12 protein-coding genes are annotated in these 13783 nt (G+C 48.5%); 4 read left to right on the forward strand and 8 right to left on the reverse strand.

All coding sequences use genetic code 11. From position 1 onward, the window contains the following. Positions 1-12: 12 nt before the first annotated feature. The 3 genes from CLV82_RS05890 (at position 13) to CLV82_RS05900 (ending at position 2396) form a co-directional block, all read left to right on the forward strand. On the forward strand, positions 13-1362 hold the full coding sequence (locus tag CLV82_RS05890) for a TolC family protein (protein WP_133643350.1): 1350 nt from the start codon (positions 13-15) through the stop codon (positions 1360-1362). Between the two features lie 226 nt (positions 1363-1588). Then, a complete protein-coding gene (locus tag CLV82_RS05895) occupies positions 1589-1768 on the forward strand; it encodes a CPXCG motif-containing cysteine-rich protein (protein ID WP_133643351.1) in 180 nt (59 codons plus the stop codon). A gap of 157 nt (positions 1769-1925) precedes the next feature. Then, entirely contained in the window at positions 1926-2396 is a 471-nt protein-coding gene (locus CLV82_RS05900; RefSeq protein WP_133643352.1) for a BLUF domain-containing protein, read from the forward strand. Positions 2397-2459: 63 nt separating this feature from the next. Here CLV82_RS05900 and CLV82_RS05905 read toward each other — a convergent pair whose 3' ends face one another. The 5 genes from CLV82_RS05905 to CLV82_RS05925 all read right to left on the reverse strand — a co-directional run bounded on the left by CLV82_RS05905 (position 2460) and on the right by CLV82_RS05925 (position 10198). Next, positions 2460-5189, reverse strand: a complete 2730-nt coding sequence (locus CLV82_RS05905) for a M16 family metallopeptidase (RefSeq protein WP_133643353.1) — start codon at positions 5187-5189, stop codon at positions 2460-2462. 306 nt (positions 5190-5495) lie between these two features. Next, on the reverse strand, positions 5496-6617 hold the full coding sequence (locus CLV82_RS05910) for a lactonase family protein (protein ID WP_243744150.1): 1122 nt from the start codon (positions 6615-6617) through the stop codon (positions 5496-5498). Positions 6618-6653: 36 nt separating this feature from the next. Continuing rightward, the gene (locus tag CLV82_RS05915) at positions 6654-8204 is read right to left on the reverse strand and encodes an acyl-CoA carboxylase subunit beta (RefSeq protein WP_133643354.1); all 1551 of its coding nucleotides are present in this window, start codon (positions 8202-8204) and stop codon (positions 6654-6656) included. A 19-nt stretch (positions 8205-8223) separates the two neighbouring features. Then, positions 8224-9696, reverse strand: a complete 1473-nt coding sequence (gene accC, locus CLV82_RS05920; RefSeq protein ID WP_133643355.1) for an acetyl-CoA carboxylase biotin carboxylase subunit — start codon at positions 9694-9696, stop codon at positions 8224-8226. Between the two features lie 22 nt (positions 9697-9718). Continuing rightward, positions 9719-10198, reverse strand: coding sequence for a biotin/lipoyl-containing protein (locus CLV82_RS05925; RefSeq protein WP_133643356.1), 480 nt, complete (start codon positions 10196-10198; stop codon positions 9719-9721). Positions 10199-10408: 210 nt separating this feature from the next. Here CLV82_RS05925 and CLV82_RS05930 point away from each other — a divergent pair, with 210 nt between their 5' ends. Next, positions 10409-11125, forward strand: a complete 717-nt coding sequence (locus CLV82_RS05930) for a hypothetical protein (RefSeq protein ID WP_133643357.1) — start codon at positions 10409-10411, stop codon at positions 11123-11125. A gap of 616 nt (positions 11126-11741) precedes the next feature. Here the strand turns inward: CLV82_RS05930 and CLV82_RS05935 are convergent. The 3 genes from CLV82_RS05935 to CLV82_RS05945 all read right to left on the reverse strand — a co-directional run bounded on the left by CLV82_RS05935 (position 11742) and on the right by CLV82_RS05945 (position 13639). Further along, a complete protein-coding gene (locus CLV82_RS05935) occupies positions 11742-12431 on the reverse strand; it encodes a helix-hairpin-helix domain-containing protein (protein ID WP_133643358.1) in 690 nt (229 codons plus the stop codon). After that, complete coding sequence (locus CLV82_RS05940; protein WP_133643359.1) at positions 12428-12868, reverse strand: hypothetical protein; 441 nt, start codon at positions 12866-12868, stop codon at positions 12428-12430. Before CLV82_RS05940 ends, CLV82_RS05935 begins: the two co-directional genes overlap by 4 nt. A 225-nt stretch (positions 12869-13093) precedes the next feature. Beyond that, a complete protein-coding gene (locus CLV82_RS05945) occupies positions 13094-13639 on the reverse strand; it encodes a RidA family protein (protein WP_133643360.1) in 546 nt (181 codons plus the stop codon). Between the last annotated feature and the right edge of the window lie 144 nt (positions 13640-13783).

The raw sequence follows: 13783 nt of genomic DNA on the forward strand, positions 1-13783 counted from the left end.
TAAGGAATACGGATGAAGGAAATTATTGCCACAGTTGTATTACTAACCGCAGGCTTGTTCTGTGTGCAGGCACAGTCACCGCTGCTGACCAAGGAAGAGGCTGTAGAGCAGGCCCTGGAACATAATTTCGGGATAGAGGTTGCGCGTAACCAGGTTGAAATAGCAGATAATAACCAGGGAATCCTTAATTCGGGTTACCTGCCAAGCCTGAGTGCGGTAGCCGGGGCTGATTACAGCAGGGACGATTCTACTATTGAATTCCCGGGGCAGGTGGACGACCAGGGTAATCCCAGGCCCGACTTTGAGATCAACCAGGCTGAAGCCCAGCGTTATACTTCGGCCCTGCAGCTGAATTATACCCTCTTTGACGGGCTGGGACGGCTCTACAATTACAAGAGTTTAAAAGAAGAATATGAACTTACCACCCTGCAGGCACGGGAAACCATAGAGAATACGATGCTGGAACTGTTCAGTGTGTATTACGAGATCGCCAGGCTGAGTGAGAATGAAAAAGTACTGGAAGAAGCCCTGAGGATCTCCCAGGACAGGACCAAACGGGCGGAATATGCCTTTGAATTCGGACAGAATACCAAGCTGAATATCCTCAATGCAGAGGTAGATGTCACCAATGACAGCATCAACTTGCTGAATACCCGGCAGCAGCTTAAGAATGCGAAAAGGGACCTGAACCTTATCCTGAACAGGGAGCTGGATGCAGCCTTTGCAGTAGACACCCTGATCCAGTTCACCTCTCCGCTGGTCTTACAGGACTACATTGACAGGGCCGAAGAAAATAATGTTTCCGTGTTGCAGGTAGAGCGGAACCTCGCCATCAATGAATACGATATCAAGATCAGCAAATCCGGGTATTTGCCAAGGATCGGGCTCACAGGTTCCTACGGCTGGAACCTGAACCAGAGTGCAGCCTCTGCCTTCTTTCCCGGTACCAATAACACCAATAATAACCTTTCCCTGGGCGCCAGTCTCAGCTGGAACCTTTTTGACGGGGGGAATACCGCGGTGCGGATCAAGAATGCGAAGATCGCCTACGAGAACCAGGAAATATTAAAGAAACAGGTACTGCTTGAAGTGGACCGGGATATAAAGAACGCCTTTGATATTTATAAGAACAGGCTGAGCATTTACCGGATACAGGAGAAGAACGTGGTCACCAATAAAAATAATTTTGAACGCTCCCGGGAGCAGTTCCAGCTGGGGAGGATCACTTCGATCGAGTTCAGGCAGGCCCAGATCAACCTGCTCAACGCCCAGACCAATAAGAACCTGGCCAAGTACGACGCAAAACTGGCCGAACTGCAGTTGCTGCAGCTGACCGGGCAGTTGTTGAATGTTCCTCTTTAGGGGGATACGGTCACACCGTCATGCCGACACACGGTGATTCAGTGAAGCAGTGATACGGCCCGCCCGTACCGAGCGGCACGTTCGGGCGGGTGATGCGGTGATGCAGTGATACGGTGATGCAGTGACACGGTGATGCGGTGATGCCGTCATACCGGCACATGAGTATTTATATAATTTTGTAAACTTCAAACCTCAAATTTACCTGCCGAAGGCAGGCCTCAAACTAATGAACGAACATTTTTTCCAATGCCCTTACTGCTGGGAGACCATATCGATGCTGTTAGACCCGTCTGCGGGGCAGCAACAGTACATCGAGGATTGCGAGGTGTGTTGTAATCCCGTTGAGGTAAAAATGAATTTCAGTGGGGAGGAGCTGCTCTCTTTCGAGGCGGCGGTAATCCCCTGAATCCTTCATCCGGGCATTTATTTCTTATGTATTTATTGCATCACGGCAATAAGCTGATGGATATCATGAAATGATGACCTTCTAATTAATTACCTTCCCGCTTAATCTTAAAGAATACCCGGCTGAGATGTAGGGTGTAAATTAAATTTGGTACTAGGTGATACATGCAGTGATCTACATTTCAAAGGCTGATCCGGGATTCTCTAAAGGAGAGGTCAAGGAGATGTTGCTGAAAGCCAAATCCTACAACCGTACGCACGAGATCACCGGTTGTATCCTGTATCATAAACAACAGTTTTTGCAGCTTATAGAAGGGGCTGAGAAAGATGTACGGGAACTCTACAGGAAATTGGTTGAAGATAACAGACATCATGAAGTTACCACGCTCTTTGATGAGTCGAGCGGAACCCGCATATTCCCAAACTGGGCCATGGCCTTTTACGAATTTGAAGAGGAAGAGGACAGCACCGCACATACAAGGTTACAGCTAGACCAGATCCTGGAGCAGGCCACAATATCTGAAGGTAATAAGGAAGCCTTCGGGGTCCTGGAAAGGAGTGCAGAGCGACTCCTGGCGCAGGGTCAGCACGAACTATTCAACACCGTACGCCGACTGTTTGGTGATTAAATATCCAGAACAATAAAACCCGGGTTTCCCCGGGTTTTTCATATTATAACTTTACTGATATAACTATTCGGTGCCTTCTTTCTTGAAGTCGCCTGCATTGACCACCGTCCATTCAGAGAATGGTTTAATGTGCTTTTTGATGGCTGCATTCACATCTTTTACAGTCAGGGAAGTCACTTTATCCTCAATAGCTTTGTGGAATTCCATTCCCCTGTTGTAATAGATGTTATTATTAACGAGGGAGGCCAGTTCGTTATCTTTGGCCCGGGAAACTGTTCTTCCCTGTACCCAGCCATTGATCGCATCTTTTAATTCCTCTTCGGTGATCCCATCTTTAATAAAACGAGCTATCTCTTCTTTAAAGCCCAGCTGTACCTTGTCGTAATTAGCAGGGGCATAGATGGCATATATATACACTTGTGAATTGGAATCCTCTTTATCCGAATCTGCCTGGAAACCGGCACCGGCTCCATAGCTGACCCCGTCTTTCTGCCTTAATCTTTCAGCGATTCGCGAATTCAGGAACCCACCTCCAAGGATGGTACTCGCTATGGTCAGCGCGGGGTAATCCTTATGGTATTCACTGATCTCAATAGTTTGTCCGCCCAGGGTCATTGCATTCTGTTTATCCGGGGTCTGGATGTCCTCGTGTACCGGCTTATTGATATAGAACGGGTTCTTGATCTCCGAATAGGGATGCCTGGCTTCAAAACCTGCAAAGGCCTGCTGCATCATATCTTTAAGTTTCCCGGTGTCCTGGTCCCCGATACTTACCAGGATAGATTTGCCAAGCCCGTAAAACTCCTTATGGAAATTCTTCACATCCTCTACGGTTACCGCTTGTATGGCAGCCTCCTGCTCTTCTATAGTCATGTTATAATTAGGATGACCTTTGGGGTAGTTGTTGTTGATCTCTCCAAGACGCTGGGAAGCCAGGAACTGTGGCTCTGTCTTGTTATTCTCCAGGCTTGCCAAACGCTCGGTCCTGATCTTCTCGAGTTCCGCTGCATCGAACGCAGGGTTCTTCAGCATATCGATCATCAGCTTTACCGCATCTTCCAGGTTTTCCTCCGTACTCTCGATAGAGGCGTACACATTCCCGTTCCGGGCATAGAGATTCACCGAACTTTTAAGCCTGCTCAGTTCGTCCTCGATCTGCTGCCGGCTCATGGAGGTGGTGCCTTTATTCAGCATTGCAGCTGTAAAAGAGGGTATCATCCCTTTACCAGTAAGAGATTTGGCATCCCCGGTTCTCATGCTGAAGTTAAAGGTTACCGTAGCTCCCCGGTTGCTCTTTTCAATGAAGCCATAATGTATTCCATTGTCCAGTTTACCGCGTTCCAGCCTTTCCTCGATCTTGTCATAGGCTACGTCAAAGGCTTCGCCTGTACCCTTGCTTTCTTTCCCCTTGTAGCCCGACACCAGGGAATCAAGGTTGGTTACGTGAGGTATGGCAACCCGTTCCGGTGATTTGGTAGGGTAGAAGCGGCCGATGGTACGGTTAGAAGGGATGAGGTATTTGGCAGCAGCCTTGTTCACCTGTTCCAGGGTCATGGCTTCGACGCGGTCCCTGTGGATAAAGGCCAGCCTGAAATCCCCGGCCCCGATGAATTCGCTCATAAAGGTGCCTAATCTTGCCGAGTTCCTGAGGATCTGGTCAAACTCTTTCATCAGCTTCGCTTTTGCACGATCGAGCTCCTCCTGGGTGATCGGCTTTTCTTTAACCTGGTCCAGCACCGAGGTCAGAACCGATTGTACTTCGTCCGCGTCCTTATCAGACGGAACATTGACATTGATGTAAAGGAAACCGGGTTCTTTAGTAAAAGGAGAAAAGGACCAAAGCGAAGATGCTTTCTGGGTTTCGATCAGTGCCTTGTACAGCCTTCCGGAGGGTTCGTCTGTCAGAACTTGTTCTACTACAGACATAGCGGCATAATCAGGATCAGAACCCGATGGGGTATGGTAAAGAGATGAAACCAGCTGCAGGTCTCCAACCCGGCTGAGGGCCACTCGTTTTTCTCCGTCCTGTGCGGGTTCCTCGGTATGAGAATCGCGAAGGGGAGTATCCGGCTTTTGTATCTTCCCGAACTTTTCTTTCACCAGGTTTAAAGTCTTTTCTTCATCAAACTTCCCGGTGATCATCAGCACGGCATTGTCCGGCCTGTAGAACTTTTTATAGAATGCTTTCAGGTTCTCTATCGGCACACGTTCTATATCGGATCGGTTACCGATAGTACTGTTGCCATAGTTATGCCATAAGAAAGCAGCATTGATGACTTTCTCCAGCAGTACTCCTGTAGGGTTGTTCTCGCCGGATTCAAATTCGTTCCGCACCACGCTGAACTCGGAGTCGAGATCTTTCTTGGCGATAAAAGAGTTCACCATCCGGTCTGCTTCCAGGTCCAGGGCCCATTCCAGGTTTTCGTCCGTGGCATTAAAGGTTTCGTAGTAGTTGGTACGGTCATACCAGGTGGTACCGTTTGCCCTTGCCCCGTGGGACGTGAGTTCCTTGGGAATATCCGGGTGGTTGGGGGTGCCTTTGAACACCAAGTGTTCCAGCAGGTGTGCCATCCCTTTTTCCCCGTACCCTTCATGCCGGGAACCCACCAGGTAGGTGATGTTCACGGTGATGGTCTGGGCCGAGTTGTCAGGAAACAACAATACTTTTAAGCCGTTATCCAGCTCGTATTGCGTGATTCCTTCAACGGAAGCTGTTTTTTTCATTTGGGCGTAGCCCGTGGTCCCGGCAACAAGAAATGCCAGGAGGATCAGAGTTCTTGTAATTCTTTTCATGTTGATTGCTTGTGATGAGATCTTAAAAATAGCGATTTATTTCCTTGAAAGGATACCCTTGGAAGGGTATAATACTGTAATCCAGGATGAAAACGGTATTGGGTTCAGTTTGCGGTGGAAAAACCGTGTTTTTAAGGGCGCTGATGGGAACATCGCTGTTCAGATCAGGTGAACTTAAAGGTTTAGAAAATGGTGAAAAATCCGGGGGGTAAAATACCCCTCCTCCCCTGATAACAATTTAATGTAACCGGCTGCAAAAAGCTTGCACTTTCAAGATTAAAAACAGGATCTGTTCTCCTTTAGAAGTCAGAAAAGCAGGCAGACCGGGCTGGGAGCTTGGATCTTGTCTGAGAATTCCAGCCTGCCGGTAGCGCCATCCCTTTTAAATGCCACGATCGAATTGGACCTCTGGTTCGCCACAAGCAGGTATTTTGCATCAGGACTGAGCACAAAATTCCGGGGCCAGTCGCCCTGGGTTTCATGATGCCCTACCAGGCTTAGTTGACCATTTTGCTGGTCGCATTCATAGATCACGATCGAATTATGCCCCCGGTTAGACCCATAAAGAAACCTGCCATCCGGGGAGACCCGGATATCTGCTGTGTAATTCTCGCCTTCATACCCTTCGGGAAGGGTGCTTACGGATTTTATAATTACGAATTCCCCGCTCTCGGAACGGTTGAGCTGGGTGATGGTGGAATTTAATTCATTGATGACGTAAACCCATGGCGCTGCCGGGTGAAAAGCCAGGTGCCTGGGACCTGAACCTGCCGGGATCTTGACCTTAGCAGTGTTTTGTAATTGTTCTTCTTCTTTTTCAAGGGAATATAGCCACAATTCGTCCGTACCGAGATCCACCCCTATGATCTCGTTCCCTTCTGGATTAAACCAGGCCGAATGTGCATGCGGAGCTTCCTGCCTGTTATGTGGACCGCTGCCCTGGTGCCGGCTTACATCCAGAGGCCCATGCAGCATACCCTCACTGTCTATTTGAAGCAGGGCGATGGTGCCGCTGAGGTAGTTAGAGACCAACAGTTGTCCATCTGGGTTGGGTGTGATATGACAGGGAGCGTCCCCGCCGCTCTTTTTCCGGTCAATGAATTTTAATGTATCTGCCGTGATAGCAAACGAAGCTACAGTTCCCCCATCTCCTTGCTGGTCACTGTTCTCATTGACGGCAAGGAGGTATTTCCCATCTCTTGTTTGAGCCAGGTAAGAAGGATTTTCTTCCCGGGCTAGCAGGCCTGATAAGCTGAGTTTGCCATCAGCATCCAGGGTATATTTATAAATACCTTCACTTTCTTTGTCCGTATAGGTACCCACATAGAAGGCAGTAGCCTGGGAGGAAGTTTGTGACAGATCTTTCATCGATGAAGTTCCCATGTTTAACAGCAGTAAAATGATGAGTATTTTCAGATTCGCAAACATGTTTACTGCATTTCTTAATTATTTATACTTTGAATATCAGAGGGGAATATTCCCGTGTTTCTTCTTCGGTAAAGACACCGCCTTATGTTCCAGCAGTGAATATGCCTTGATCAGTTTTCGCCTGGTGTCCTTAGGTAAGATCACCTCGTCTATAAACCCTCTTTCGGCTGCACTGTACGGGTTGGCGAACATCTCGGCGTATTCCGATTCTTTCTCCAGTAGTTTCGCTTCCGGGTCCTCGGCCTTGGCGATCTCTTTCCTGAAGATGATCTCGCTGGCTCCTTTAGCACCCATCACCGCGATTTCTGCACCCGGCCAGGCATAATTCATATCTGCACCGATATGCTTGGAGTTCATTACATCGTAGGCGCCCCCGTATGCCTTCCTGGTAATTACGGTGACCTTAGGTACCGTAGCTTCGCTTAAAGCATAGAGGAGCTTAGCCCCGTTCGTAATGATCCCGTTCCACTCCTGGTCCGTTCCCGGCAGGAACCCGGGGACGTCTACCAGTACCAGCAGGGGAATATTGAAACAATCACAGAAGCGGGTAAAACGTGCTGCTTTCTTGGAGCTGTCCACGTCGAGCACTCCGGCCAGGCTCATAGGCTGGTTGGCCACGATCCCGATACTTTTTCCTGCCAGCCGGGCAAAGCCCACTACAATGTTTTCGGCATAGTCCTTATGGATCTCCATAAAACTTTCATTATCGATTATGCCGTTGATCACGTTCCTCATGTCGTAAGGCTGGTTCGAATTATCCGGAACGATGCTTTCCAGTTCTTCCCTCAATTCATCCCCCAGCTCGTAAAGAAGATCTGCAGGAGCATCCTCGCAATTTTGCGGCATATAACCCAGCATTTTCTTGATCTGTTCAATACACTGCAGGTCATTTGCAGCCGTGAGATGGGTAACCCCGGATTTAGTAGCGTGAGTGGACGCTCCTCCCAGTTCTTCAGAAGTGACATTTTCGTTGGTCACGGTCTTGACCACGTTGGGGCCTGTGACGAACATGTAGCTGGAATGCTCTACCATAAGGGTGAAGTCGGTCATCGCCGGGGAATAAACCGCACCGCCGGCGCAGGGACCCATGATGGCTGAAATTTGCGGCACGACCCCGGATGCCATAACGTTCCTGTGGAAGATATCAGCATATCCTCCCAGGGATCGCACCCCTTCCTGAATACGGGCACCACCACTGTCGTTCAGGCCTATGACCGGCACCCCGATCTTCATGGCCATATCCATCACCTTGCAGATCTTTTCCGCGTGGGTTTCTGACAGGGCTCCGCCGAAGACGGTGAAATCCTGGGCAAACACACAGACCTGCCTGCCGTTAATGGTTCCATAGCCGGTGACGACTCCATCTCCATAGATCTGTTGTTTATCCATCCCGAATTCTTTGGTCCTGTGGGTCACCAGGGCCCCGATCTCTTCAAAGGAGCCTTCATCCAGCAAGAAATGAAGCCGCTCCCTTGCGGTCAGTTTGCCTTTTTCGTGTTGTTTATCAATACGAGCCTGGCCTCCCCCCAAGCGGGACTGGGCCAGTTTATCTTCTAATACTTTTATTTTTTCCTTTTTATCGGCCATTGTAGGGGTATAATTTCTGTTAGCTCCTGTTTAATTTCCAGTTAGAACCTGTTTTCTCCGGAAGCCTTAAGGTCTCCTGCTTTTCGAGGAATAGTTTTAACCCAACCAGAGCAGCGATCCGTCCTTTTTCGGAAAACTGGTCGAGAAGTTTCTCAGGGGAATAATAATTCTTTACAAAGTGGGTGTCAAAATCGCCGGAGGTAAAGGCGGGGTGCTCAAATACAAATTTCCCGAAGGGGAGGGTGGTAGCAACACCTTCGATCTTATATTCGGCAATTGCCTCAACCATTCGTTGTATTGCCTCTTCCCTGTTCTTCCCGTAAGTGATCAGTTTGGACAGCATGGGATCATAATGGATCGGAACTTCCATCCCTTCTTCAAAACCATCATCTACCCGTATACCACTTCCGTCGGGCTGGCGGTATACTTCCAGGGTGCCGATACTGGGCATAAAATTATCCAGGGGATCTTCGGCATAAACCCGGAGTTCCACGGCATGGCCTTTAATGTGCAGGTCTTCCTGCCTGATCTCCAGTTCCTCTCCACGGGCGATCCTGATCTGTTGTTCCACCAGGTCTATCCCGGTAATCAGTTCAGTGACCGGGTGTTCTACCTGTAAACGGGTATTCATTTCGAGGAAATAGAAATTATGATCTTCGTCCAGCAGGAATTCCACCGTTCCGGCACCAACGTAATGACAGGCCCTGGCCACGTTAATGGCTGCCTGGCCCATAGCTTCTCGTATCTTTGGGGTCAGCACAGAAGAAGGGGCTTCTTCCACTACTTTCTGGTGCCTGCGTTGGATGCTGCATTCCCGTTCAAACAGGTGCAGGGTATTTCCATGAGTATCGGACAATACCTGTATCTCGATATGCCTGGGAGAACCGACGTATTTCTCGATAAAAACCGAGCCGTCCCCGAAAGCGGCCTTGGCTTCGCTGATGGCCCTGTCCATCTGTTCAGGCAGTTCCTTCATGTTCTCTACGATCCGCATACCCTTACCACCACCACCGGCGGCGGCCTTGATCAGGATGGGAAAGCCTATGTCTTCTGCGGTTTTCTGTGCCAGTTTCACATCGGTGATAGCCTCTTCTATACCCGGAACCATAGGGATATCGTATGCGCGGACGGCATCTTTGGCAGCCAGTTTATTACCCATGACCTCAATGGCATGGGGCTCAGGACCGATGAACGTGATCCCGTTGTCCCTAACCATTTGGGCGAATTTGGCATTTTCACTGAGAAAACCATAACCCGGGTGTATGGCTTCTGCACCGGATTGTGTGGTGGCTTTGATGATCTTCTCCATATCCAGGTACGACTCGGACGAAGGAGCTTTACCCAGGAGGATAGCCTCATCTGCAAATTTTACGTGGGGGGAATGCCGGTCTGCTTCTGAATAAACAGCCACGGTCTTAATGCCCATTTTCCTCGCGGTCTTCATGATGCGCAGTGCAATCTCCCCGCGGTTGGCAACTAATATTTTTTTCATGTTGGATTTGTGTGATTAGGTGCTACTCCATTTCAATGACCAGTTGTCCCTTCTCTACGGCCTCGTCCTTTTTAACGGGAATGGATTTCACAACTCCCTCTCCCTGGGACACGATTATGTTTTCCATTTTCATGGCAGACAGTACCAGCAGGGGAGTACCCGCTTCAACTTCCTGTCCTTCCGTGACCATAATATCGAGAATGAGCCCGGGCATTGGGGCATTGATGAAATTCACCTTTTGCGCCGCCACGGCCAGTAAGCCCATTTCCTTGACCTGCTGGTCGTATTCATCTTCGATCTCTATCTCGTAGGTGGTGCCATTGACAGCAATTTTTAAGCGCTTCTCCAGGTAATCTGCACTTAACAGCTGAACCTGGTAAGCTTTGTTGTCTTTAAGCAGGTGGTAGTTGGATCCGGAGGTCCTGATAATATCCAGGTCTTCGATATCCCCGGGGGTTGCGGAGATCTGCTGATCCCCGACGGTAATCCTATAATTCGTCATAGCCAGCGCAAATGTGATTTTGCTAAAGATAGAGAATGCGGGGCGAGGAATCAAGCCTAAAGGTGGTGATACGGTGATGCGGTGATGCAGTGATACAGGGATGTGACAAAGGTGACAAGGGGGACAGGAGTGACAGCGGGAGGGTTTCTGGTTCTTGTGATATCACAGTGATGACTTTTTTCTATATTTCAGGCAGTAAAATATATTCACATGAAAGTCGGTCTGAAGGTTTTCCTGCTACTCGTTATCGCTCTACAGCAACTCAGTTGTAAAAGTAGCCGTGCGGCAATTGTTTCCAATCTTGAAGACCATTACCAGGCCAAGAACAAGGACATTTACAAGAATACAGGGCCCAGTTCAGATCTGGAATATGAAAAAGAGATAAATGAATCTGGTTTTCCAATCTATGTAGGTTCATTTCCTGTTGCTGAATATAATACGCCTGGGAACGGAACTATGGGGTTTCCTTTAAAAATCGGGGAGAGAGATGTGGTCAGCAGGAGTGTTTTTATCCGGCGTGGTGAGCAAAATGAATCTTTACTCAAGCCCTTGAATAAGAACAGTGAGGTTCTTATAAACCTTCTGTGTCTGACTGATGACGTATCGCTTCCTAATCCCAGTATCGTAACCTCAAGGAACCATCCCAATTACCTTGCTGAAGGCACGTTTAACAGTCGTAATTATAAGACAGACTGGGTAGTGATACGTGCCTACGATGGTAAGTCTTATGCGATCATCAATATGAAATTCTTCAATTTAAAATACGGGAGAACCATCCTGGTCGCTCCGCAGCAAAGTGGCGAAATACACTTTAAACAGCTCCAGGATGAATTGCTTGAAGAAACAGAAGTAGAACTATACCTGGATCAGTTGACAAGGAATATAGAAGTGATCGATTTCTTTGTAAAGGAGGGGAATATTCGATAGGGGGGCATTACAGCGGCACACTGTCAAGCGGTGGTCCGGTGATACAGTGATGCAGTGATACGGGGATGCAGTGATACAGTGATGCGGTGATACGGCCCGCCCGCCCGCCTGCCTGCCAGACTGGACAAAGTCCAGGATGGAATGACGTAGTCGGGCAGGAACGTACCGTCCGGTACGGGCGGGTGATACAGTGATGCAAGTAGTGATACGGTGACCCGGTGATGCGGTGACACGGATATTTCGGGATGCCGTCAAGCCATGACGCCGTCAAACGGTACTACAGATTATTTTAAACTGCAAACGGCGAACCGGGAACAGCCAACTGCCAACTGTAAACTGCAAACAGCAAACTCCCCACTGTCCACTTCGAACTTCAAACCTCCAACCTCGAACTTGAGGGGGTTACATAGGTACAAAGGCGTGACAGAGTGACAAGGGGGACAGAAGTGACAGGAATAGGTTAATTTTAGTTACTGTATACTGCCAATATCAGATCTTAAACTGCAAACTGCAAACTGCAAACTGCAAACTGTCTACTGCCCACTGTCTACTGCCCACTGCCCACTTCGAACCTCGAACTTCAAACCTCGAACTAAAGCAATAGCGCCCTAGGCGTCTATTGCTTTATATACACCATGCGCTCTAACCGCGCCAGCTCCTTGTCATCGACATATTTGCCGATCTCGGTGCGGAATTGTTCCATGTTCTTGTAAGGGCGGTACTCCTCGAATTCGTGCGCCATACGGTCGCCTACGCCGGGGAGCGCTTTGATGTCCGATTCAGATGCCGTGTTCAGTTCCACGGGGACATAGACGTAATTCAGGTAGCGCTCAACTTCCTCGTCGTCCACGTATTTTCCGATCTCGCGCTTAAATTGTTCCACGCTGGTGTAGGGTCGGTATTCCTCAAACTCGTGCGCCATACGGTCGCCTACGCCTGGGATCAGTTTAAAATCTTCTTCGGCAGTCGAATTCAGATCCATCGGAATAAAGATCTTGGCATAAAGTTCATCCCTGTTGACATCCTCGCCCAGCATCTCATCCAGTTCCTGCATAGTCAGAAGGGGTTTCTTTTCCAAGATCTTACCGATCACATCTGCAGGAAGTCCGCTGTTGTTCAGATCTTCTTCCGTCGCGAGGTTCACATTGAGCACTTCATTGGATTCCACCATACCGGACTCCTCCATCCCTTTGGCTTCCTCGGTCATTGTTTCGCTGTTGGTATCTACTTTCTTCTCTTCCTTGCAGGCGACTACGGTGAGTCCGATCAGGGCGGCACTAAAGGCCATTTTTGCTATTGTCTTCATTGTTGTTTTTGATTTATCAGGGTTATGTATGAATATCCAAGTAATGCCAATACGATCATGCTGCCGGGGGCAAGGGCCGGCAATGCGCCGGACAAACTTTCTACCAGTAAATGCCAGTCATCTGCGGTAGGCTGCATCTCCTGTTCAAACTCGTAATTGGCCTGCAGGTGCAGGAAAGTCCCATAGAGTCCGCTCAGGGCTGAAACGCCCAGTACCAGTTTAAAGAATCCGATTGTAAACCGTGTTCTGTAAAATAACAATACGAGTACCAGGACCATAGCCAGGGCGATACACACCAGCGGAATCAACTGCAGCAGGTCCTCGTAATGGTCGATCAGCACCAGCTCCAATCCCGTGCCCACCATCATAAAGAGCAGTGCCGCAACAATAACCTGCCGCGTCGCGAATTTTGTGCTAATGATCTTTTGTCCTTGCATCGAAGGGCTAAAAATAAAAAAGGATTTTGAGCTGGTAAAATTATTTAGAATTTTTCTAAATAGCACTGCCGGGAACTGAGTGAAATGTAGAAGTAGGGACGTGGGGACGTAGTGATTTAGTAGGTTGAATAATTAAAAGTTAAATGGTGAAGGATGGAATTACCTTTTCCGATTTACTAATAACTACTACCGTGAAACTTCCTTGATCCTTAAATTTTGGCGATGTCAATCGTCTCGCAGACTAACCCGCTCACCGCTATGATGCACTTCGAGTTCAATCTCGATCATGAACTCCGGTAGCGCAAGCCCTTTTACCTCAACCCAGGTGCCGGTGGGGTAGTGGTTCTTGTAAAGTTCGTTGCGGTAAGCCGCCACTTCCAACATTTTCTTCATATCAGTGGTGAAAATGTTTTCCACTACCACATCATCAAAAGTGCAGCCAAAATGCGTTAAAATCTCTTCCAGATCCGCATAGCAGTTTTTCATTTGTTGTTCCAGGTCACCCATTGCTGTTGGGTTCCCGCCATCATCCATGCTCACCGCTCCGGAGACCTTGATGTTGTTACCGATCTTCACCGCATGTGAGTAGCCGTAAGCTTTCTCCACCTCCGGCCTCAAGAGGAAATACTCGGGTTCCGCAGCCGCGATCTCGACTATTTTTTCGATTTCCTTGACCTCTTTTTTCTCGTCTTCCCCGCAGTTCTGTAGCGTTATACTAAGAATGACAACAAGAATTATTCCACCCAGCCTGTACATGGTTGATTTTTTCATGACAATTGATATTATGATTAATATATGTGAGGGGGAGTTATATCTAAGGTATGGAAAAAGGAGATTGGATTTGGTTAAATATAGTAAGGAGTGATTAGTGTATGGGGGCGTGTCCCGATGTACCCCTGTCCCGAATTAATGGTG

This window comes from Zeaxanthinibacter enoshimensis, from assembly GCF_004362865.1.
GTDB lineage: Bacteria > Bacteroidota > Bacteroidia > Flavobacteriales > Flavobacteriaceae > Zeaxanthinibacter > Zeaxanthinibacter enoshimensis.

What these genes read in the sequence shown, in the direction of transcription:
- CLV82_RS05890 (WP_133643350.1), top strand. Translation starts at nt 13, where the DNA reads ATGAAGGAAATTATTGCCACAGTTGTATTACTAACCGCAGGCTTGTTC.
- CLV82_RS05895 (WP_133643351.1), top strand. Translation starts at nt 1,589, where the DNA reads ATGAACGAACATTTTTTCCAATGCCCTTACTGCTGGGAGACCATATCG.
- CLV82_RS05905 (WP_133643353.1), bottom strand. Translation starts at nt 5,189, where the DNA reads ATGAAAAGAATTACAAGAACTCTGATCCTCCTGGCATTTCTTGTTGCC.
- CLV82_RS05910 (WP_243744150.1), bottom strand. Translation starts at nt 6,617, where the DNA reads ATGTTTGCGAATCTGAAAATACTCATCATTTTACTGCTGTTAAACATG.
- CLV82_RS05915 (WP_133643354.1), bottom strand. Translation starts at nt 8,204, where the DNA reads ATGGCCGATAAAAAGGAAAAAATAAAAGTATTAGAAGATAAACTGGCC.
- accC (WP_133643355.1), bottom strand. Translation starts at nt 9,696, where the DNA reads ATGAAAAAAATATTAGTTGCCAACCGCGGGGAGATTGCACTGCGCATC.
- CLV82_RS05925 (WP_133643356.1), bottom strand. Translation starts at nt 10,198, where the DNA reads ATGACGAATTATAGGATTACCGTCGGGGATCAGCAGATCTCCGCAACC.
- CLV82_RS05930 (WP_133643357.1), top strand. Translation starts at nt 10,409, where the DNA reads ATGAAAGTCGGTCTGAAGGTTTTCCTGCTACTCGTTATCGCTCTACAG.
- CLV82_RS05935 (WP_133643358.1), bottom strand. Translation starts at nt 12,431, where the DNA reads ATGAAGACAATAGCAAAAATGGCCTTTAGTGCCGCCCTGATCGGACTC.
- CLV82_RS05940 (WP_133643359.1), bottom strand. Translation starts at nt 12,868, where the DNA reads ATGCAAGGACAAAAGATCATTAGCACAAAATTCGCGACGCGGCAGGTT.
- CLV82_RS05945 (WP_133643360.1), bottom strand. Translation starts at nt 13,639, where the DNA reads ATGAAAAAATCAACCATGTACAGGCTGGGTGGAATAATTCTTGTTGTC.